The 19,984-nt window shown below is 70.7% G+C and carries 18 protein-coding genes, 3 tRNA genes and 1 pseudogene; 12 read left to right on the top strand and 10 right to left on the bottom strand.

The annotated features are described in order from the left end of the window. The first annotated feature begins 164 nt into the window (after positions 1–164). The gene (locus tag ACWD1U_RS05490) at positions 165–452 is read left to right on the top strand and encodes a MarR family winged helix-turn-helix transcriptional regulator (RefSeq protein ID WP_451104646.1); all 288 of its coding nucleotides are present in this window, start codon (positions 165–167) and stop codon (positions 450–452) included. A 101-nt stretch (positions 453–553) separates the two neighbouring features. Here the strand turns inward: ACWD1U_RS05490 and ACWD1U_RS05485 are convergent, their stop codons facing one another. The 4 genes from ACWD1U_RS05485 to ACWD1U_RS05470 are packed head-to-tail and all read right to left on the bottom strand — an operon-like array spanning position 554 to position 5,452. Beyond that, entirely contained in the window at positions 554–2,101 is a 1,548-nt protein-coding gene (locus ACWD1U_RS05485) for an ABC transporter ATP-binding protein (protein WP_451104644.1), read from the bottom strand. Further along, positions 2,098–2,913 carry an ABC transporter permease gene (locus ACWD1U_RS05480; protein WP_451104642.1) on the bottom strand — a complete coding sequence of 272 codons (816 nt, stop codon included), beginning with the start codon at positions 2,911–2,913 and terminating at the stop codon, positions 2,098–2,100. The genes ACWD1U_RS05485 and ACWD1U_RS05480 overlap by 4 nt, the downstream gene beginning before the upstream one ends. Further along, positions 2,910–3,935 (bottom strand): ABC transporter permease, encoded by a 1,026-nt coding sequence (locus ACWD1U_RS05475; protein WP_451104640.1) that lies wholly within the window; start codon positions 3,933–3,935, stop codon positions 2,910–2,912. Before ACWD1U_RS05475 ends, ACWD1U_RS05480 begins: the two co-directional genes overlap by 4 nt. Further along, on the bottom strand, positions 3,920–5,452 hold the full coding sequence (locus tag ACWD1U_RS05470; RefSeq protein WP_451105024.1) for an ABC transporter substrate-binding protein: 1,533 nt from the start codon (positions 5,450–5,452) through the stop codon (positions 3,920–3,922). Before ACWD1U_RS05470 ends, ACWD1U_RS05475 begins: the two co-directional genes overlap by 16 nt. Before the next feature lie 283 nt (positions 5,453–5,735). Here ACWD1U_RS05470 and ACWD1U_RS05465 point away from each other — a divergent pair, with 283 nt between their 5' ends. The 5 genes from ACWD1U_RS05465 to ACWD1U_RS05445 are packed head-to-tail and all read left to right on the top strand — an operon-like array spanning position 5,736 to position 11,625. Further along, entirely contained in the window at positions 5,736–6,725 is a 990-nt protein-coding gene (locus ACWD1U_RS05465; protein WP_451104638.1) for a TauD/TfdA family dioxygenase, read from the top strand. After that, positions 6,722–7,744: an ornithine cyclodeaminase family protein gene (locus ACWD1U_RS05460; RefSeq protein WP_451104636.1), complete on the top strand. Its 1,023-nt coding sequence runs from the start codon at positions 6,722–6,724 to the stop codon at positions 7,742–7,744. The genes ACWD1U_RS05465 and ACWD1U_RS05460 overlap by 4 nt, the downstream gene beginning before the upstream one ends. Beyond that, the gene (locus ACWD1U_RS05455; RefSeq protein WP_451105022.1) at positions 7,741–9,108 is read left to right on the top strand and encodes an alanine racemase; all 1,368 of its coding nucleotides are present in this window, start codon (positions 7,741–7,743) and stop codon (positions 9,106–9,108) included. Before ACWD1U_RS05460 ends, ACWD1U_RS05455 begins: the two co-directional genes overlap by 4 nt. Before the next feature lie 13 nt (positions 9,109–9,121). Beyond that, the gene (locus tag ACWD1U_RS05450) at positions 9,122–10,180 is read left to right on the top strand and encodes a cysteine synthase family protein (RefSeq protein ID WP_451104634.1); all 1,059 of its coding nucleotides are present in this window, start codon (positions 9,122–9,124) and stop codon (positions 10,178–10,180) included. 44 nt (positions 10,181–10,224) lie between these two features. After that, positions 10,225–11,625, top strand: a complete 1,401-nt coding sequence (locus ACWD1U_RS05445; protein WP_451104632.1) for an MATE family efflux transporter — start codon at positions 10,225–10,227, stop codon at positions 11,623–11,625. Positions 11,626–11,631: 6 nt separating this feature from the next. Here ACWD1U_RS05445 and ACWD1U_RS05440 read toward each other — a convergent pair whose 3' ends face one another. After that, complete coding sequence (locus tag ACWD1U_RS05440) at positions 11,632–11,886, bottom strand: DUF2397 family protein (protein WP_451104630.1); 255 nt, start codon at positions 11,884–11,886, stop codon at positions 11,632–11,634. 81 nt (positions 11,887–11,967) lie between these two features. Between ACWD1U_RS05440 and ACWD1U_RS05435 the strand changes: the two are divergent. Next, positions 11,968–12,297: pseudogene (locus ACWD1U_RS05435) on the top strand (PIN domain-containing protein); the annotation flags it as partial. Positions 12,298–12,491: 194 nt separating this feature from the next. After that, positions 12,492–12,728 (top strand): type II toxin-antitoxin system Phd/YefM family antitoxin, encoded by a 237-nt coding sequence (locus ACWD1U_RS05430; RefSeq protein WP_451105020.1) that lies wholly within the window; start codon positions 12,492–12,494, stop codon positions 12,726–12,728. Here ACWD1U_RS05430 and ACWD1U_RS05425 read toward each other — a convergent pair. The 5 genes from ACWD1U_RS05425 to ACWD1U_RS05405 all read right to left on the bottom strand — a co-directional run bounded on the left by ACWD1U_RS05425 (position 12,667) and on the right by ACWD1U_RS05405 (position 14,140). Further along, positions 12,667–13,065, bottom strand: coding sequence for a PIN domain-containing protein (locus tag ACWD1U_RS05425; RefSeq protein WP_451104628.1), 399 nt, complete (start codon positions 13,063–13,065; stop codon positions 12,667–12,669). The genes ACWD1U_RS05430 and ACWD1U_RS05425 overlap by 62 nt on opposite strands. Next, complete coding sequence (locus ACWD1U_RS05420; protein WP_451104626.1) at positions 13,053–13,304, bottom strand: type II toxin-antitoxin system Phd/YefM family antitoxin; 252 nt, start codon at positions 13,302–13,304, stop codon at positions 13,053–13,055. Before ACWD1U_RS05420 ends, ACWD1U_RS05425 begins: the two co-directional genes overlap by 13 nt. A gap of 417 nt (positions 13,305–13,721) precedes the next feature. Next, a tRNA-Ile gene (locus tag ACWD1U_RS05415) sits at positions 13,722–13,798 on the bottom strand. 191 nt (positions 13,799–13,989) lie between these two features. Then, positions 13,990–14,062: transfer RNA gene (locus ACWD1U_RS05410), tRNA-Asn, on the bottom strand. 5 nt (positions 14,063–14,067) lie between these two features. Continuing rightward, a tRNA-Asn gene (locus tag ACWD1U_RS05405) sits at positions 14,068–14,140 on the bottom strand. Positions 14,141–14,299: 159 nt separating this feature from the next. On the opposite strand from ACWD1U_RS05405, the gene ACWD1U_RS05400 reads away from it, so the two are divergent. The 4 genes from ACWD1U_RS05400 to ACWD1U_RS05385 all read left to right on the top strand — a co-directional run bounded on the left by ACWD1U_RS05400 (position 14,300) and on the right by ACWD1U_RS05385 (position 19,973). Continuing rightward, entirely contained in the window at positions 14,300–14,605 is a 306-nt protein-coding gene (locus ACWD1U_RS05400) for a YtxH domain-containing protein (RefSeq protein ID WP_451104624.1), read from the top strand. A gap of 147 nt (positions 14,606–14,752) precedes the next feature. Further along, the gene (locus ACWD1U_RS05395; RefSeq protein ID WP_451104622.1) at positions 14,753–16,201 is read left to right on the top strand and encodes a xylulokinase; all 1,449 of its coding nucleotides are present in this window, start codon (positions 14,753–14,755) and stop codon (positions 16,199–16,201) included. A gap of 110 nt (positions 16,202–16,311) precedes the next feature. Then, positions 16,312–18,045 (top strand): ABC transporter ATP-binding protein, encoded by a 1,734-nt coding sequence (locus ACWD1U_RS05390; protein WP_451104620.1) that lies wholly within the window; start codon positions 16,312–16,314, stop codon positions 18,043–18,045. Beyond that, positions 18,045–19,973: an ABC transporter ATP-binding protein gene (locus ACWD1U_RS05385; RefSeq protein ID WP_451104618.1), complete on the top strand. Its 1,929-nt coding sequence runs from the start codon at positions 18,045–18,047 to the stop codon at positions 19,971–19,973. Before ACWD1U_RS05390 ends, ACWD1U_RS05385 begins: the two co-directional genes overlap by 1 nt. Positions 19,974–19,984: the final 11 nt, after the last annotated feature.

The raw sequence follows: 19,984 nt of genomic DNA, 5'->3' as shown, positions 1-19,984 counted from the left end.
GACGCCTCGTCGTCCGGTCGGCGTCGAGGTCGGCGAACTCGATGCCGTGGGTTCACCGTGGACGCCTCCCGGCTCCGGCCGGTACGGGCACCGGATTTCGCCGAGCCGCGGGACGAACGGCTGTCACCCGAACGTTCCGCGGAACGGCGTTCGGACTGAGAGCGGTGGCACAGGCAGCACCTGCCGGTGCCACGCTGCCGCAGGCCGGAGCGGTGCCGACGGAGGACACGATCACCCGCGAGCCGGCCGAGCACGACCGGCGGGTCGTGGTCGTCCACCTCACCGACGAGGGCCGTGCCCTGCGCGAGCCCCTGGCAGTCATGTGGCGGGCTCTGGAGGAGGCCTCCGCGCGGAACCTGTCGGCTCAGCAGGCGGAGTCCTTCGTCCGCACCGCCTGCGCCATCGCGGACGCGATCAACAGCCGCGCTCTGCCGCGGGAAGAGTCCGAGTAGCTCCACTCACCGACCGCCCCCACATCCGCGGCCACCCAACCGACAGCCGTCGCAGCCGTCATCGAAGGCTGGGACGTCCACCCGGAGAGAAGCCGAGTACGTCACGTCCTCCCCGCCGGTGTCCGCAGGAGCGCCCGGGTCGCCGCATGGCTCGGAGCGGTGAAGACGGTTGCTGTGGGGCCGGACTCGACGGTGCGGCCCGCGTCGAGGACGGTGATTGTTTCGGTGCGGTCGGCGATGAGCGGGAGGTCGTGGCTGATGAGGACGAGGGCGGTGCCGCGTTCCTGTCGCAGCCGGGCCAGCAAGTCCATGATCGACTCGGCGGTGGTGGAGTCCAGTGCCGAGGTCACCTCGTCGCAGATCAGCACGTCTGGATCGGCCGCCAGTGCGCGTGCGATGGCCACCCGCTGACGCTGCCCGCCGGACAGTTCGTGCGGGTAGCGGGAGGCGAATTCGGCCGGCAGCCCCACCTTCTCGAGCAGTTCCGCCACCCGGGCCGGCACCTCACCGGACGCGCACCGTCGGTGGAGCCGAAGCGGCCTGCCGATCGCGGCGCCGATCGTGCGGCTGGGGTTGAGCGCGCCGAGCGGGTTCTGCGTGACCAACTGGACGCGGCGGCGCTGTTCGCGGCTGCGGCCGCGCAGGCCGGTGCTCAGCGGCACCCCGTCGAGGCGGATCGTGCCGGCGGTGACGGGTTGCAGCCCGACCACGGCGCGCACGAGGGTGGTCTTTCCGGAGCCCGAGGCGCCGACGATGCCGGTCGCCGATCCGGGGGAGACATTCACAGTGACGCCGTCCAGCGCGGCGGCGTCCGAGTGCCGGCCGAAGGTGACTCGGAGATCGCGCACGTCGAGCGCGGGTACGTCCGCGCCCCCGATCCCGTGCGGCCCGGGCTCGAGCGGGGCGTCGTTCGAGCGGGGCATACGTGGCCGAGGGATCTGCGGCGGGCCGAGTTCCACCACCTCGTCCGCGATCCGCTCGACGAGTTCGGGGTCGTGGCAGGAGAGTGCGACGGCCATCTGGTGCTCACGGGCGAGGTGGCGCAAGAACTCGCCGATGTCGTCACGGAGTTCGGGGTGCAGACCGGCGGTCGGCTCGTCGAGGAGGAGGACTTGGGGGCGGCGGGCCAAGGCACGGGCGAGGGCCACGCGGCGCTGCTGTCCGCCGGACAGGGCCGCCGGCCGGCGCGCGGCGAGGCTGCCGTCGTCCGGGAGCCGCACCTCGGCGAGAAGTGCCCGTACCGCGGCCCGGTCGTCGGCGAGTTCGCGCAGGAGGGAGCGGACGCGCATACGGGGGTTCAGCCCCGAGCCGGGGTCCTGGCCGACGTAGGCGAGCCGCTCGCGGCGCAGGGCGCGCAGCTCCCGTTCGGACAGGGCGAACACGTCGTGGCCGAGGACTTCCACACGTCCGGACGTGCGCTCGGTGCCGGGCGGCAGGAGTCCGGTGAGGGCGCGCAGCAGCGTGGTCTTGCCCGAGCCGGAGGGGCCGGTCAGGGCCACCAACCGGCCCGGCCACAAGGTGAACCGAGCCTTCTGGAGCAGGATCCGCCCGTCGTGGGCGGCCACGGTGAGGTCGGTGACCTGAGCCGCCGGGGTGGCGGCGGGCGCGGGTGAGTCGTCCTTCCGGTACCGGTCGGGTGTGTGGATCACAGGACGGTCACCGCCTTCCGGCCGGTCTGGGGGGCGAGGGCCGCCGCCGCGAGGTTGACGCAGAGGGCGAGGAGGCCGATGGCAAGGCTGGGAGCGACGACGGACCAGGGGTTGAGGAGAATGCCGGCGGAGTTCTCGCGGATCATCAGCGCCCAGTCGGCGGCGGGGGGCTGGGGCCCGACCTGGAGGAAGCCTGCGGTGGCAACCAGGTACACGGCGGCGACGAAGCGCAGGCCGAAGAGGGCGAGGAGGGTGGCACGCAGGTTGGGCAGGATTTCGCGCAGCACGAGGTGCCACAGCCGTTCGCCGCCCGCCGCCGCGGCCTCGACATAGCCGGAGACGGCCACGGGGGCCGCCGCGCCGGCCGCGAGCCGCACCGCGTACGGCACGCCGAGGACGACGGCGGCGGCGATCACGGCGAACCGGCCGCCGTCCGGCCAGGACAGGGTGACGAGCAGGATGCCGAGCACGGCGGGCAGCAGCATCAGCACGTCGGCCACCCGTTCCACCAGGCGTCCGACCCCAGGACGCAGGGCGCCGATCGTACCGAGGACCGCGGCGCTGCCGGTGACCAGCACCGCGACGAGCAGCGAGGAGAGGACGAGTTCACGCCCACCGGCCAGCAGCCTGCTCAGCACGTCCCGGCCCAGTTGGTCACCGCCGAGCGGGGCGTCCCCTCCGGGTTCCGCGAACGGGGCGGTGACCGGGGCGTCGACGGGATGCGGGGCCAGCAAGGGCCCGGCAAGGGCGAGACAGACCAGCAGTAGAGCGGGCAGCACGCGCAGGGCGATCGCCCGTGTGCGGGGGCTCATCGGCGTGCTCCTGCCATCGCGTCCCGTACCAGATCGGCCAGCAGCAGTACGCCCGTGATGACCGCACCCGACAGGGCCGTCACGCCTGCGATGACGGGGCTGTCGCGGTCGGTCACGGCGGAGGCCAGGACCGAGCCGATGCCGGGGTAGTTGAAGATGGTTTCGACCACGACCGCGCCGCCGAGGAGCATGCCGGTGGAGGTGGCGAGGCCGGCGGCGATGGTGGGCAGGGCACCGGGCAGGACGTGGTGGGTGAGGACGCGGTGCGGCGGGAGGCCGTCGAGGACTGCGGTCTCCACGTGCGGGGCGCGGGCCTCGTCGGCGAGGGCGGCGCGCACGATGCGTACGTTCCAACCGGCTTGCGGGATGGTCAGGGCGAGCGCGGGCAGGATCAGCATGGTCCAGTCGGCGGGGGTTCCGTCGGCGTCGGTGAGGGTGACGGCGGGCAGCCAGCCGGTCCACAGCGAGAGCGCCAGTACCAGGGCGACGGCGACTACGAACTCGGGCAGGGCGAGGACCGCGGTGGCGGTGCCGGAGACCGCGCGGTCGAAGCGTCCGCCGGGCCGGAGCGCGGCCCAGCAGCCGAGGGCGAGGGAGACCACGGCGGTCAGCAGCAACGCGAGCCCGCCGAGGAGGAGGGTGTTGGGAAAGGCCGACGACAGCAGGTCGGTGACCTTCTCGCCGCGCGCCGACACTCCCAGGTCCCCGGTGGGCAGGCCGCTCATCCAGTCCCAGAAGCGTTCCAGGACCGGCCGGTCGAGGCCGAGCAGTTTCCGTCGCGCCTCGGTGTCGGCGGCGCTCTCACCGCGCTCGGAGGTGGCGTCGGCGGCGTCGCCGGGGAGCAGCTCCACCGTGACGAAGATCAGCGCCAGGAGCACCGCGAGCAGCATCGCCCGCTTCAGTACGACGAGACCGACCCGGGCGGCGAGCGGCAGGAGGGAAGCGCGGGCAGGCCGGGCCCTCTCCGCCACGGGAGAGGGCCCGGCCGGCGCGGCTGTCTCAGGGTTCAACGGGCCAGCCACGCCTGTTCGAGCTGGACCCTGCCGTAACCGGGCAGCGTGGGCAGCCCCCTGACCTTGGCCCCGGCGAGGTCGATGCCGTCGGCCATGCCCCACAGCAGATAGCCGGAGCTGTCGTACTCGATCTTCTGGAGTTCCTTCAGCAGCGCGGTGCGCTCGCGCGCGTCGGCGGTGCCGATGGCCTTCTCGTACGCCGTGTCGAAGGCCTCGTCCTTCCAGCCGGCCTCGTTCTGGCCGCTGTCGGAGACCATGGTCTTGCTGGCGAAGAAGACCACCGAGTCGTTGGTGCCCCAGTAGGTGGTGTAGAGGTCGCCCTTGAGCCAGGTCTTGTCCCAGAAGGTGGCCGACTCCTGCTTGACGACCTTCACCTTCACCCCGGCCTCGCGGACCTGGGTGGCGAAGAGGGTGGCCGACTCGGCGAGGCCGGAGATGTCCTCGGTGGTGTACAGCTCGTACGTCTTGGAGGTGTCGAACTTGGCCTCCTTCAGCAGTTCCTTGGCCTTGGTGAGGTCACGGGTGCGCTGCGGGATGCTCTTGTCGTAAGCCGGGTCGCCGGTGCCGAGGATGTCGTTGGCGACGGTGCCGTAGCCGGACAGTACCTGCTTGACCATGGCCTCGCGGTCGACGGCCAGGCGCAGTGCCTCGCGGACCTTCGCGTCGGCGAAGGGACCGTCGGCGGTCCGCATGACGATGGGCATCGCCATGTCGTTGGGGCGGCGGACGGTCTGGATGTCCTTGCGGCTCTCGGCCGTGCGGGCGGCGACGGCGCCGACGTTGGAGGCGAGGTCGATCTGGCCGGCGAGCAGGGCGCTCGCCATGGCCTGCGGGCTCTCGAAGATCTTGACCTCGATGGCGTCGAGGTACACCTCGCCGCCGTACCAGTCGTCGTTGCGGACGAGGCGGGCGTTGCCGCCGCGGAACCAGTCGAGTTTGAAGGGGCCCGTGCCGGGGGCCTTGGCTATGTCCTTGTCGGTGGTGCCCTTGGGGATGACGAAGGTGGTGAGCCGGAGCAGCAGTGGCAGTTCGGCGTTGGCGTAGTCGGAGACGATGACGACGGTGTCGGTGCCCTCGGCGGAGATGTTCTTCTCCTGGATGCCGGGCAGCCGGGAGGCGCCGGCCGGGGTGGCGCGCAGCCGCTTCAGCGAGAAGACGACATCCTCGGCGGTGACGGGTGAACCGTCATGGAACTTCGCACCCTCGGCGAGCGTGAACCGCCAGGTCTTGAGGTCGTCCGAGGCCTTCCAGCTCGCGGCGAGACGGGGCTCGGTGTTGGGCTTGGCGCCGGGAACGCTCAGGGTGTCGTAGATCAGGCTCAGAACCAGGTAGTCGCTCTCGTTGGCCTGCGTGCCGTGGGGGTCCCGGGTGATGGCGCCGGCCCGACCGAGCGCGCCGACCCGCAGGGTGCCGCCCTTGACCGGCTTGGCCGAACCGCCGGTGGTGGATCCCGTCGGCTCCTCGTCGCCGCCACCGCAAGCGGTGAGCAGTGCTCCCGCGCCGATGGCGCCGCCGAGCCAGAGCATATGACGTCGCGTCAGCTCCACGTGTCCCTCATTTTCCCGCAGTTGGCCGAATTTGCTTAGCCTTACCTACCTTGCGCGACTCCCGCGTGACAAGACCGCCCCCACGTGACATAGATCTTAATTAGGTAAGCCTTGCCTACTATCTGTGGGCTGGCTATGTTTCCGCAGGGCTTCCCGGCGCTGCACCCGATCACGCTGCCCGCTCCGGAAGGCCTTCTTCTCCATGCCGACCACTGCCATGCGCCCCCGCCCGCACTCCCGCACTGGAACGGACAGATCACCCATGCCCACGGGAACCGCACCAGTACGCCTGCTTGATCCCCACTCGGTGGCCGAACTGACCGCCGCCGCCCGGGCCCTTCTCGCCGAGTACGGCGGCTCGCCCACCCACCCCGGCCTGCTGGCCGAAGTCCCCTCCGCGGCCGCCTCGCTGAGCGACGGAATACGCCATGCCTGCCGCCCCGTCGACACCGCCGACGGCCTGTTCGTGCTGCGCGGCCTGCCCGTCGACGACACCGAGATCGGCCCCACCCCCGGCCACTGGTCGACCGCCGGCGACTCCGGCGCCGTATACGACGTGGTCCTGCTGCTGCTCTCCACGGTGATGGGCACCCCCATCGCCTGGCAGGGCCAGCAGGAAGGCCGTTTCGTGCACAACATCGTGCCGTCGCCCGGCCACGAGGAAGAGCAGACCGGCGCCAGCAGCAGCGTGCTGCTCAGTCCGCACACCGAGGACGCCTTCCACCCCGGCCGGGCCCACCTCCTGGTCCTCGGCTGCATGCGCAACCACGACTCGGTCGCCACCACCGCGGCCAGCGTCCGCCACGTCGAACTCGACGCCGCCGAAGTGGAACTGCTCAGCCGACCGGTCCTGCCGATCCTGCCCGACGACGCCTACGAGGAGGCCCAGGGCTACGCGGGCGAACCCCCGGCCGTCCCCACCCTGTGGGCATCGGAGGAGGGCCTGACCCTGCGCTTCGACCCCGCCTACACCCCGCTGGACCAGGCACCTGAGGACCACCGCGCGGCCTACGCCCGCCTGGCGGACGAACTCGCCCGCGTCAGCATCGCAGTGAGCCTGAACCCCGGCGAAGTCCTGGTGGTGGACAACGATCTGGTCGTCCACGGCCGGGTGCCCTTCAAGGCCCGCTACGACGGCACGGACCGCTGGCTGAAACGTTCCTCCGTGCGGGTGCGGGGCCGCCGTACCAGACCGCCCGCCGAGGAGTCGGAGCACGGCTACGGCCAGACCGCCGTGGAGGCGTACGCATGACCCGCATCGACAACCCTGGAGGGACGGCCATGGCGCCCGACGACAAGACCCTGCGTGTGCTCAGCACCAGCGACGTGGCCGGCATCGACATCACGCTGCCCGATGTGGTCTCCGTGGTGGAGCAGGCCTACCGCACCCTGGCGGACGGCCGCTCCGACAACCCGCGCAAGCTCACCGTGAAACCCGAGGACGGCCACTCCGTGGCGTACGCGATGCTCGGCCGGGACGGGGTGCGCGGGGTCGTCGCGATCAAGACCTCCTACAAGTACGGCCTCCACGAGGACCGCGACAAGCAGCACTACTACACGACGCTGACGTTGTACGACGACGAGACGGGCCTGCCGGTCGCGATGCTCGACTGCGGCCGGATCGGCGCCCTGCGCACCCCGGCGGTCTCCGCGCTGCTGGCCCGGGAACTCGCCGCGCCGGGCAGCCGCAGCGCTCTCGTCATAGGCACCGGCACCCAGGGCCGGCTCGCTCTGCCGTTTCTGCTGACCACCCTGCCGGACCTGGAGCGGCTGATGCTCTTCGGGACCCACCCGGACGGCATCCGGGCTGTGCGCGAGCAGCTGCGCACCTACTTCCCCGAGCGGGAGGTGGAGGTGGTGACAGACCTGCGAGCCGCCGCCGAGGACGCGGACGTCGTCCTGGCCACCGCCGGACCGGGCACCCCCGCGTCCGTCGAGGCCGAGTGGCTCAAGCCGTCCGCCCTGTCGGTGCTGATCGGGTACGGCATCGCGCCCTCCACCCTGCACACCGCCGACCGGGTCATCGCCACCAGCGAGGCCCAGATGCGGGTCACCGGTACGGACATGGCGGACAAGGACGGTCAACTCCGCGATGTGCACGCCGAGTTCCCGGAGGTGCTGGCGGGCCGCGCCGAGGGCCGAACGGACCCGGGGCAACGGATCTTCGCGTACAACAGCGGCCTCGTCGTCACCGACATCGCCCTCGGCCACCGGTTCGCACAGCTCGCGCTCGCGCAGGGGCTGGGCACGGCGGTGCCGCTGTGGACGTGACGACCGCCCTCACCTCGCACACCACCGAGGAGGTGCGGGCGCTCCTCACCCCGCCCGGCGGCGACCTGCTCCACGAACTGGGGCACGGTTTGGGTGGGCCGTACCACGTGCTGTTCCCACAGCGGTTCGACGCCAACGGCGTCGCTTTCCGGCAGGCGTTCGTCGAGGCGGGCGTGGACGGCCGGGTGTACTACGCCAAGAAGGCCAACAAGGCCGCCGCCTTCGTGGAGCGGGCGGCCGTAGCGGGCCTGGGTGTGGACGTGGCGAGCCACGGGGAGCTGCGCGAGGCGCTGGCGGCCGGGGTGCGCGGTGCGGACCTGGTCGTCACCGGCCCGGCCAAGGACGACCATCTGCTGCGGGTCGCCGTGTTGCACGGCGCGCTCGTCGCCGTGGACGCCCTCGACGAACTGGACCGCGTCCTCGCCCTGGCCGCCGAACTCGGCCGCACCGCCCAGGTGTTGCTGCGCCGCCTTCCCCCCGGCCAGCCGCACAGCCGCTTCGGCCTGGACGACGGCGAGATGGAGACGGCCCTGCGCCGCTGCCGTGGCGAGCACGAGCACGTGGACATGGCGGGCTTCAGCTTCCACCTCTCCGGCTACGACATCCGTGAACGGGCCGACCTCGCCGCCGAGTCGGTACGGCTGTGCGCTCACGCCCGTACGTTGGGGCTGCGGGCCGATCAGGTCAGCGTCGGCGGCGGCTTCGCGGTGGACTACGTGAGCGAGGAGGACTGGCGCCGCTTCCACGAGAGCACCCGCCCCGAGCACTTCCACAAGCACAAGACCTTCTCCGGCTACTACCCGTACCACTCCCCCGTCGCCGGAGCGGACGCCCTCGCCGCCCTGCTCGCGACGACCCCGGCGGGTGAGGAGTCGAGTCTGGCCGACCTCGTGCGGGCGGCCGGCGTGACGCTGCTCGTCGAGCCGGGCAGGGCGCTGCTGGACCAGGCGGGCTGCACCGTGTTCCGGGTCCAGGGCGTCAAGGAACGCGAGGGCTACGACGTCCTCACCGTGGACGGCAGCAGCCTCAGCCTCTCCGAGCAGTGGTTCGAGAGCGAGTTCCTGCCCGACCCGGTGCTCGTGCCGGCCGGCCGGCCGGACGTCGCCGACGCGGGCCCGTACCCGGCCTGTGTGGGCGCCGCGACGTGCCTGGAGTCGGACATGCTCACCTGGCGCAAGATCCCCTTCCCCGTTCGCCCGGCCACCGGCGACCTGCTCGTGTATCTGAACACAGCGGGCTACCAGATGGACTCCAACGAGTCCCCGTTCCACGAGCTGCCGCTGCCCCCCAAGGTCGTCATCGAGCCACCCGCGCACACCTTCCCGTCCGTCCGCCCCCGCTGGCGTCTAGACCGCCACCCGTAGGGAGTTTGCAGCCATGAACCGCCCGGACCCCGACCCCCTGCACCACCCGCCCGTCGTCCGCCAGGTCTCCGAACTCATCGGCGCCACCCCGCTGTTCGAGCTGTGCCGCACGGAGAGCGACGTCCGGCTGCTGCTGAAGCTGGAGCAGTTCAACCCGACCGGGACGGCGAAGATACGCATGGCCCGGCAGATGGTCATCGACGCCGAGGAACGCGGACTGCTGCGCCCCGGCGGCCGGATCATCGAGTCCACCTCAGGCAACACCGGACTCGGCCTCGCGGTGGTCGCCGCCGAGCGCGGCTACACGTTCACCGCGGTCGTCGACCACCACGCGTCCAAGGACAAGCTGCGCGCCATGAAGGCCATGGGCGCCGAGCTGGTCTACGTGGCCGACGAGGGCGACGAGGATCTCGCCACGGCGGCACGCGAGGAGCTGGCGGAGCGGATGGCCGCCGAGTCGGACAACGCCTACTTCACCGAGCAGCACAACAACCTCGCCAACGGGGTCGGTTACCACCCGGTGGCCCGGGAGCTGGACGCCGCGCTTGACGGCCGTATCGACATCCTGATCGGCGCGGTAGGAACGGGCGGCGGGTTGTTCGGCACCGGCGGCGAGCTGCGCCGCACCGTGCCCGGCGTCCGGATCGTCGGCGTCGAACCCAAGGGGTCCATCGCCTTCGGACCGCCCGCGCACGACTACCACCAGTCGGGCACCGGCACCCCGGAGGGCGCGACGATCGGCGCCATGGTCGACTACTCGCTGCTCGACGAGGGCGTGAAGGTCGGCGACGTCGAGGCCTTCGCCACCGCGCGTGCCGTAGCCCGCCGCACCGGGCTGATGCTCGGCGGTTCGGCGGGCGGGGTGGTGTACGAGGCGCTGACCCGGATGCCCTCGCTGGCGCCCGAGACGACTATGGTCGCCCTGATCAACGACGGTGGGGAGAAGTACCTGGACACCGTCTTCGACGACGACTGGATGAGCGCCCGGGACCTGCTCTCCCCCGACGCCGAACGCGAGGTGGACGAGCTGCTCGCCAAGCTGCGCCGCATCGCACCGGAACTCCAGGGGTAGCTCCTCCCCTCGTAAGACTCCTCCTCCGCTCAGGAACGGAACCGATGCCGCCCGTCCTCGCCCGCCTCCTCGGCGACACCCGCGCCCTCGCCTCGCTCGCCGTGCCACTGGCGCTCACCCAGCTCGCCCAGGTCGCCCTCACCACCACCGACACCGTCATGATGGGCCTCCTCGGTACCGAGGCCCTGGCGGCGGGCGGCCTCGCCATGGTGATCTTCAACCAGTTGCGCACCATGGGCGTCGGCATGGTCACCGCCGTCGGCAATCAGGTCGCGGCGGCCGACGCCCGGGCGGAGTCGGCCGACTCCTCGGGGGCCGCCGAGGACGAGGTCCGCGACCTCGTCCGGGCGAGTCTGCTGCTGTCAACCCTCGTAGGTGTCGTGGGCGCCGTGCTGATGGTGCTCATCGGGCACGCCGTGATCTGGCTCGGCCAGGACCCGGAGGTGGTCGACGCCGCGAAGCCCGTCCTCTACACGATGGCGCCCGGCCTGATCCCCTGCCTGTGGTTCCAGGCTATACGACAGTTCACCGTCGGCATGCGCCGCCCGCAGGCCCTGCTGCGCATCACCCTCGCCTCGATCGCCGTCAACGCCGGCCTCAACTGGGCGTTCATCCACGGCACCTGGATTTTCCCCAAGCTGGGCCTGCCGGGCATCGGCCTGTCCACCAGCCTGGTGTACGCCCTGTCCTGTCTTGCCCTGTACTTCTCGGCCCGGCGCGACCCCCGCCTCGCCCCGGTGTTGTCGCTGAGCATCTGGAAGACCCGTCCGGCCACCCTGCGCAGGCTCACCGGCCTCGGTACGCCGATCGCCGCCACGTACGGCTCCGAGGCGGGCTTCTTCTTCGTCGTCGCCCTGTTCGCGGGCAGCTTCGGCACCGCGGCGCTGGCCGCGCACACCGCCGTCAACCAGCTCGTCTACATCGTCTTCCAGATAGCCGTCGGCCTCTCCCACGCCGCGTCCATCGGTGTCAGCCGGGAGCTGGCCCTGAACAACCTGGCCGCGGCCCAGCGGCTGAAGACCACAGCCCTGGCCTGCGCTGCGGCGGTGATGGCCGTGGTGGGGCTGGTGTACGTGACCGTGCCCGGCCTGGTGCTCGCCCCGTTCTTCGACAGCGGTGACGACAGGGCGACCGACATCGCCACGCAGCTGCTCCTGGTAGCCGCGGTCCTCCAGTTCTTCGACTGCGCCCAGAACATCGGCGTGGGCCTCCTCCGCGGCCTCGACGACACCAAGGGCGGCTTCCGTGTCACCCTCGTCGGCTACTGGCTCGTGGGCCTGCCCGCCGCGGCCCTCCTCGGCCCCGCCCTCGGCCTGGACACCCTCGGCATCTGGCTCGGCCTCCTGACCGGCCTCGCCACTACCGCCGTACTCCTCCTACGCCGCTACAACCGGGGCTTCGACCGACTGCCGCGGGCCACGGAACCGGCGCCGTCCCAAGCGTGATCGCCGTCACTCCTGACGGCCGGGCTCAGGGCCGGCGGGGCGGTGCTCCGGCGGCAGCCCGGCGTGCACGTCCTCGGGCCGCAGATGCACCGCGAACCGGTCCTTGGCCGCCAGGAACACGCCCATCACCTGGCGGTAGAGAGCGGCGTTGGGCGCGCTGAGGTGGGCGAAGGGGGGCGTACGAGGTCTCCGTGGACTCCTCTGCGGAGGTGGCGGCCTCGGCGGGGCCGATTGGTCCGGTTCGGCAGAGCGTGACGTCATCGTCCTGGGCGTTCTTCCCGATGAGGCCCCGGCAGCGGCAATCCCGGCCACATCCCTGCGCTGGACTGCCGGGCGCAGGGGATCGGCGCAGGACTCGTCGCCCTCTGCGACATCACCGAACTGGAAGTCCTCTGTTCCGCACGCTCGGCGGCAGACCGGGAACACGTGAAGCGTGCGCTGGAAACCCACTACACCTGGTGCCCCATGCCCGACGGTATCTACCGACGCGCACGCGTCGTCCAGGAACTGCTCACCGCCAAGGGCGAGCATCGCAGTGCGGGCCCCGTCGACCTTCTCGTCACGGCTGCCGCGGAAGAGGCGGGGCTGACGCTGCTCCACTACGACCGCGACTTCGAAACGATCGCCCGCACGACCGGACAGCCAGTACGCATGATCGACCTCAGGGACTGATCATCACCGCCCGGCACGCTGTGAACGGGCAGCGGGCCCGCACCCCTCACAGCCCGTTCCGGTCGAGGATGCTCATCAGCTTGCGACGGTGTTTCAGTTCCGCCCGCAGGCTGGCGAGATGGTGGTGAACGCCTCCTGCGTCCCCAGCGCACGATGGCAGTCACGGGCGCCCAGCAGCAGCCGCGCCAAGTGCGATCGAACAGGTCAACGAGGACCACGCGCCCGTTCACCTCACCTCCCGCAAGAGGAACGCCGTCCTGATCTCCGAAGAGGACTTCAGCTCCTGGATGGAGACGGTGCACCTCCTACGCTCCCCCAAGAACGCCCGCCGCCTGCTCGACTCCATCAACAGCCAATCGCCCGGCCCCGTCACAACCGACGTACACGAAGACCGGGAAGGCCGTCGAAGCGCGCTCGCTTGTCGTAGGTGACGACTGTGCGTGCGGTGGTCAGGGCGGTTGCCGCGATGATCAGATCGTGGGCTCCTCTGGGCTGGCCGGCCCTGCGTACGTGGGCGAGCAGCCGCGCATGAGCCCGCGCGATGTCCACGGTGTACTCCTCGACCGGAATCGTGGCGAGGACGGCGTCGACGAATGACTGGCGGGCAAGCCGGTTGGTGTCGTCGGCCAGTTCGACGCCCTGGAGCAACTCCGCGGCCGTGATGGCGGCGATCACCGGGTCGTCATCGTCCGCGAGTACATGGTCGAGAACGACTCTCCGGCGCTCGACCGCGATCAATACGCCGGTGTCCAGGATCAGTCGTTCCACGGATCGTCCAGGGTCAGCAGATCACGGGTGGCCATCACATCGCCCTCGAAGGCGTCGTCGAGGGAGTCGACGTAGGGCAGGAGAGCATCCTTCACCGCACGGCCGGTGGCTTTGGGCGCCGGGCCGAGCACGGCCAGGCGTTTACCCCCGCGGGTGATCACGATGGTTTCGCCGCGTTCCGCACTATCCAGCACGGAGGCGAAGTTCCGTGATGCTTCGGTAGCGGTCATCGTCTTCATGACCTCATGCTCTCAGAGAATCTGATACCCGACAAGGCGGAGGCCGAGCCTCTGACGACCTCACCTGCTTGACGTTCCACATCTCAAGCCGAACAGCGGCCGGAGAGCTGTGCCCGGCAGGCTGGGGCGGGGTGGACAGTGACGGCGTCGACGGTCAGGCCGCCGGCTTCCTGCGGGTCCGCTCCATTCCCTCGCGTCCCCTGCGCGTCCCCTGGACCTCTCTTTCGGCTTCACTGCGTAACCCCCAGCAGCCGAGCTTGTTTCTATGTTGCCGCAGGTCAGAGCCTTGACAAGGGTGCCCAGACACCCGCCGTGACACCTCAGGCAGTACTTGTGAGCAGCGGATTCTCTCCGCTGGGGCCGAGTAGGTGACTCAGAGGCACTGAAGAGACGTTTCCACAGGTCAGGGCACGTTACTGGTGGGGCGGGTGGGACTCGAACCCACGGCCGACGGATTATGAGTCCGCTGCTCTAACCGGCTGAGCTACCGCCCCATAGCGGCGTGTCGCGTACATGTGTGCGCGCCGTCTGCCGCAGCATAGCCGCTCATACGATCTCCTGCTTCGGATGGTCGGCTTCGCGACGGCCTTCGTGACCATGAGGACCGCGCCGGGTACCGCGCGGTTCCCAGGACGACGGAACGGACATGAAAAAGGACCCCTGTGAGGGGTCCTCGTTCATCATGCTCCCCCGACTGGACTCGAACCAGTAACCTGCCGGTTAACAGCCGGCTGCTCTGCCAATTGAGCTACGGAGGACCGAGCTCCCCGGACTGGACTCGAACCAGTAACCTGCCGGTTAACAGCCGGCTGCTCTGCCAATTGAGCTACCGAGGAAGGTCTCGTTTGCATCGAACGCACCTACCTGGGTATCCGCCAGGGGGCGCGCGCTCGCTGCGACACATACATTAGCGCAAGCAGGGGGGTGCTCCGCCAATCGGCACTCCCCGGCGCCGACGCCGCACCGGAGACCTCTGCAAGAGAAGGGTGGCAGCCATGCGTTACCGGCTCACGTTCGTCGCCGGAGTCGTCCTGGGTTACGTGCTGGGCACGAAGGCCGGACGCGAGCGCTACGAACAGCTGAAGAAGTCAGCCCGGCAGTTCGCGCAGAACCCCGCTGTCCGCAACACCGCGGAGACGGCGGCTCTCCAGGGCCGCGAGTTCGCGGGCAAGGCGTATCACGTGGTCAGCGACAAGGTCGGCGACCGCATGCCCGACTCGGTGGCCGACCGAGTCCGCCACCTCCGCGACCGCGCCACCCACAACGGCGGTGAGGACGACTGGGGCACGAGCAACACGTGATCTCGTGATGCCGAGCACGGCAGCGTCCCGGAAGGGGCGCGGGGAACCGCGCGACCGGCCACGAAGCGCCCGCACCCGGAACCCGGCGGCGAACCCCGACGGCGCCCACGGCTCAACCTCAACTGAGCGTGCGGCAGAATTTTGGCCATGGGGATAGTCGCCGGGTTGGACAGTTCGCCCGATTTCACTCGTATCGTCGTCTGTGACACGGATACCGGAGCCGTGCTCAGGCAGGGATATGCGCCGCATCCGGTGGAGAGCCCCGAGGGCGGCGGCCGGTCGTCCGACGTCGACCCGCAAGCCTGGCTGCTGTCCCTGGGCGAGGCCGCGGGCGGCGGGCTGCTGGAGGGCGTGCAGGCGATCGGCGTCTCGGCACAGCAGAACGCCGTCGTGCCGCTGGACGCGCAGGGCAACACCGTGCGGCCGGCGATGGTCGGCAGTGACAAGCGGACGCAGGTCGCGGCGGCCGACCTGGTCGACGCGCTCGGCGGGCGCGAGGCGTGGGCGCAGGCGGTGGGCTGTGTGCCGCAGGCCGCTCAGCCGGTGACGAAACTGCGCTGGCTGGCCCGTACGGAGCCGGAGAACGCGCAGCGCACGGCGATCCTCCTGCAGGCGCACGACTGGCTGGTGTGGCAGCTCCTGGGCCGGCCGGTCAGGAGAACGACCGACCGGGGCGGGGCGTCCGGCACCGGGTACTGGTCGGCGGCGACCGGCGGCTACCGGCCCGACCTCGTGGAGCTGGCGCTCGGTCACCAGGCCATGCTGCCGGAGGTGATCGGCCCGGCGGACGCCGCCGGTACCACGCCGGAGGGGCTGCTGATCTCCGTGGGAACCGGCGAGACGATGGCGGCGGCGTTCGGGCTCGGCATCGGCCTCGGCGACGCGGTCGTGTCGCTGGGTGCCTCCGGGTCCGTCATGGCCGTCCACCCCGAGGCGCTGGTCGACGGCTCCGGGATGATCACCGCGCTGGCCGACGCGACCGGCATGCACCTGCCGGTCGTCACCACGCTGAACGCCGTGCGGACGCTGCGCGGGACCGCCGAACTGCTGGGGCTGCCCGATCTGGAAAGCCTGTCCGAGCTGGCGATGAAGTCGACGCCGGGGTCGCACGGTCTGGTGCTGCTGCCCTATCTGGAGGGTGAGCGGACGCCGAACCTGCCGCACACCGCCGGGACCCTGGCGGGGCTCAGGCGCGAGTCGATGAAGGCGGAGCACCTGGCGCGGGCGGCGTTCGAGGGCATGCTGTGCGGGCTCGCGGACGCCTTGGACGTGCTGCGCGGCCGGGGCGTGGAGGTCCGGCGGGTGTTCCTGCTCGGGCCGGCCGCCGAGCTGCCCGCCGTGCAGGCCGCCGCCCCCGCGCTGTTCGGGACGCAGGTCGTGGTGCCGCAGCCCGCGGACTACGCGGCGGTCGGTGCCGCCCGCCAGGCGGCCTGGGCGCTCGGGGCGTCACAGGGCACGCTCGACGTGCGCACTCCGCCGGCCTGGCAGGGCGCGGTGGCGCAGGTGCTGGAGCCCGGGGAGGAGCTGGCCGTGGGGCAGGCGGTGCGGCAGCAGTTCGTGTCGGTACGGGAGCAAACGCACCCCGGAGCGTTCTGACGGTTTGACCGCCTGTTGGGTTAATTCGGTTGAGGCAACGCCGGGGGAGTGTTCGACGATAGGGGCCAGGGGCAACCAACCGCCCCGTCGTCCACTCCGAGAGAAGCAGCGTGCTCATACGACTCCTGCGGACCAGTCTCAGGCCCTACAAGAGACCCATCGCCCTGCTGGTGCTGCTGCAGTTCCTGCAGACCTGCGCCACGCTCTACCTGCCCACGCTCAACGCGGACATCATCGACCAGGGTGTCGTGAACGGCGACACCGGCTACATCCTGGGCTACGGCGCCGTGATGATCGGCATCTCGCTGGTCCAGGTCGTGTGCAACATCGGTGCCGTGTACTACGGCGCCCGTACGGCCGCGGCGCTCGGGCGGGATCTGCGGGCCGCCGTGTTCGACCGGGTGCAGTCGTTCTCCGCACGTGAGGTGGGTCACTTCGGGGCGCCGTCGTTGATCACCCGGACCACGAACGACGTCCAGCAGGTGCAGATGCTGGCGCTGATGACGTTCACGCTGATGGTGTCGGCGCCGATCATGTGCGTGGGCGGCATCGTGCTGGCGCTCGGCCTGGACGTACCGCTGTCCGGGGTGCTGGTGGCGGTCGTGCCGGTGCTCGGCATCTGCGTGACGCTGATCGTGCGGCGGCTGCGGCCGCTGTTCCGGTCCATGCAGGAGCGGCTGGACAACGTGAACCGGGTGCTGCGCGAGCAGATCACCGGCAACCGCGTCATCCGCGCGTTCGTCCGGGACGAGTACGAGCAGCAGCGCTTCCGGAAGGCCAACACCGACCTCACCGACTTCGCGCTGGGCACCGGCAACCTGCTCGCGCTGATGTTCCCGATCGTCATGACGGTGGTGAACCTGTCGTCGATCGCCGTGGTGTGGTTCGGCGCGCACCGGATCGACAGCGGCGGGATGCAGATCGGTGATCTGACGGCGTTCCTCGCCTATCTGATGCAGATCGTCATGTCCGTGATGATGGCCACCTTCATGTTCATGATGGTGCCGCGCGCGGAGGTGTGCGCCGAGCGCATCCAGGAGGTGCTGGACACCTCGTCGAGCGTCGTGCCGCCGTCGGCGCCCGTGCGGGAGCTGCGCCGGCACGGTCATCTGGAGCTCCGCGGGGCGGGCTTTCGCTACCCGGGTGCCGAGGAGCCGGTGCTGCGGGCCGTCGACCTGGTCGCCCGGCCGGGCGAGACCACCGCGGTCATCGGCTCGACCGGCAGCGGCAAGTCCACGCTGCTCGGGCTGGTCCCGCGGCTGATCGACGCGACCGACGGGCAGGTGCTCGTGGACGGGGTCGAGGTGGCGGAGATCGACCCGGAGCTGCTCGCGAAGACCGTCGGGCTGGTGCCGCAGAAGCCGTATCTGTTCGCGGGGACGGTGGCGACCAACCTGCGCTACGGCAACCCGGACGCCACCGACGAGGAGCTGTGGCACGCGCTGGAGGTGGCGCAGGCCAGGGAGTTCGTGGAGCGGCTGGAGGGCGGGCTGGACGCGCCGATCGCGCAGGGCGGGACGAACGTCTCGGGCGGTCAGCGGCAGCGGCTCGCGATCGCCCGGACGCTGGTGCAGCGCCCGGAGATCTACCTCTTCGACGACTCCTTCTCCGCGCTCGACTACGCCACGGACGCCGCCCTGCGGGCCGCGCTCGCGCAGGAGACCGCCGAGGCGACCGTGGTGATCGTCGCCCAGCGGGTGGCGACCATCCGGGACGCCGACCGGATCGTCGTCCTCGACGAGGGCCGGGTCGTCGGCACCGGCCGGCACCACGAGCTGATGGCGGACAACGAGACCTACCGGGAGATCGTGCTCTCCCAGCTCACGGAAGCGGAGGCTGCCTGATGGCCGGGCCCATGGGGCGGATGATGGCCGGAGGCGGCCCCGACCAGCGCTCGCTGGACTTCAAGGGGTCGGGCAAACGGCTCGTCGCGCGGTTCCGGCCGGAGCGCGTCACCCTCTACGTCCTGCTGCTGTGCGTGGTGCTCAGCGTCGGCCTCAACGTCGTCGGGCCGAAGATCCTCGGCAAGGCGACCGACCTGGTCTTCGCGGGCATCGTCGGGCGGGACATGCCGGACGGGGCGAGCAAGGAACAGGTCCTGGAGTCCATGCGGCAGCGCGGGGACGGTGCCGAAGCCGACATGCTGCGCAGCACCGACTTCACCCCGGGCCGGGGCATCGACTTCACCGCCGTCGGGCACGTGCTGCTGCTCGCGCTGGGCGTGTTCGCGGTGGCCGGTCTGCTGATGGCGGTGGCGACGCGGCTGGTCAACCGGGCCGTGAACCGCACCATGTTCCGGATGCGGGAGGACGTGCAGACGAAGCTGTCGCGGCTGCCGCTGTCGTACTTCGACAAGCGCCAGCGCGGCGAGGTGCTGTCCCGCGCGACGAACGACATCGACAACATCGGGCAGACGCTCCAGCAGTCGATGGGGCAGCTCATCAACTCGGTGCTGACCATCATCGGCGTCCTCGCGATGATGTTCTACGTCTCCTGGATCCTGGCGCTGGTCGCGCTGGTGACCGTGCCGCTGTCGTTCGTCGTCGCCACACGGGTGGGCAAGCGGTCGCAGCCCCACTTCGTGCAGCAGTGGCGCACGACGGGCACGCTGAACGCGCACATCGAGGAGATGTACACCGGGCACGCGCTGGTGAAGGTGTTCGGCCGGCAGGAGGAGTCGGCGCGGCAGTTCGCCGAGCAGAACGAGGCGCTGTACGAGGCCGGGTTCCGGGCGCAGTTCAACAGCGGGGTCATGCAGCCGCTGATGTTCTTCGTGTCGAACCTCAACTACGTGCTGGTCGCGGTCGTCGGCGGGCTGCGGGTCGCCTCGGGCTCGCTGTCGATCGGCGATGTGCAGGCGTTCATCCAGTACTCGCGGCAGTTCTCGATGCCGCTGACGCAGGTCGCGTCCATGGCGAACCTGGTGCAGTCGGGTGTCGCCTCGGCGGAGCGGGTCTTCGAGCTGCTCGACGCGGAGGAGCAGGGCGCCGATCCGGTGCCGGGCGTGCGGCCGGAGGAGCTGCGCGGGCAGGTGGCGCTGGAGCACGTGTCGTTCCGGTACGACCCCGACAAGCCGCTCATCGAGGACCTGTCGCTCACGGTCGAGCCCGGGCAGACGGTGGCCATCGTCGGCCCGACGGGCGCCGGCAAGACGACGCTGGTGAACCTGCTGATGCGGTTCTACGACGTCACCGGCGGGCGCATCACCCTCGACGGGGTCGACATCGCGCGGATGTCCCGGGACGAACTGCGCGCCGGGATCGGCATGGTGCTCCAGGACACCTGGCTGTTCGGCGGCACGATCGCGGAGAACATCGCGTACGGGGCGTCCCGGGAGGTGACCCGCGGGGAGATCGAGGAGGCGGCCCGGGCCGCGCACGCCGACCGGTTCATCAGGACGCTGCCGGACGGGTACGACACGGTGATCGACGACGAGGGCACCGGGGTCAGCGCGGGTGAGAAGCAGCTCATCACCATCGCCCGGGCGTTCCTGTCCGACCCGGTGATCCTGGTGCTCGACGAGGCGACCAGCTCGGTCGACACCCGCACCGAGGTGCTCATCCAGAAGGCGATGGCGAAACTCGCCCACGGCCGTACGTCGTTCGTCATCGCCCACCGGCTGTCGACCATCCGGGACGCGGACGCGATCCTGGTGATGGAGAGCGGATCGATCGTCGAGCAGGGGGCGCACGAGGAGCTGCTGGCGGCGGACGGGGCGTACGCGCGGCTGTACAAGGCGCAGTTCGCGCAGGCAGTCGCCGAAGTGGACTAGGCAGGGACCAG

The organism is Streptomyces sp. NPDC002788 (genome assembly GCF_053592115.1).
This window is presented reverse-complemented; position numbering and strand designations above follow the sequence as displayed.

Bases quoted from the DNA above. Each gene is read 5' to 3' on its own strand.
- ACWD1U_RS05440 (WP_451104630.1), bottom strand. From the start codon at position 11,886: ATGACGTCACGCTCTGCCGAACCGGACCAATCGGCCCCGCCGAGGCCG.
- ACWD1U_RS05385 (WP_451104618.1), top strand. From the start codon at position 18,045: ATGGCCGGGCCCATGGGGCGGATGATGGCCGGAGGCGGCCCCGACCAG.
- ACWD1U_RS05395 (WP_451104622.1), top strand. From the start codon at position 14,753: ATGGGGATAGTCGCCGGGTTGGACAGTTCGCCCGATTTCACTCGTATC.
- ACWD1U_RS05460 (WP_451104636.1), top strand. From the start codon at position 6,722: ATGACCCGCATCGACAACCCTGGAGGGACGGCCATGGCGCCCGACGAC.
- ACWD1U_RS05450 (WP_451104634.1), top strand. From the start codon at position 9,122: ATGAACCGCCCGGACCCCGACCCCCTGCACCACCCGCCCGTCGTCCGC.
- ACWD1U_RS05420 (WP_451104626.1), bottom strand. From the start codon at position 13,304: ATGAAGACGATGACCGCTACCGAAGCATCACGGAACTTCGCCTCCGTG.
- ACWD1U_RS05400 (WP_451104624.1), top strand. From the start codon at position 14,300: ATGCGTTACCGGCTCACGTTCGTCGCCGGAGTCGTCCTGGGTTACGTG.
- ACWD1U_RS05465 (WP_451104638.1), top strand. From the start codon at position 5,736: ATGCCCACGGGAACCGCACCAGTACGCCTGCTTGATCCCCACTCGGTG.
- ACWD1U_RS05445 (WP_451104632.1), top strand. From the start codon at position 10,225: ATGCCGCCCGTCCTCGCCCGCCTCCTCGGCGACACCCGCGCCCTCGCC.
- ACWD1U_RS05480 (WP_451104642.1), bottom strand. From the start codon at position 2,913: ATGAGCCCCCGCACACGGGCGATCGCCCTGCGCGTGCTGCCCGCTCTA.
- ACWD1U_RS05470 (WP_451105024.1), bottom strand. From the start codon at position 5,452: ATGCTCTGGCTCGGCGGCGCCATCGGCGCGGGAGCACTGCTCACCGCT.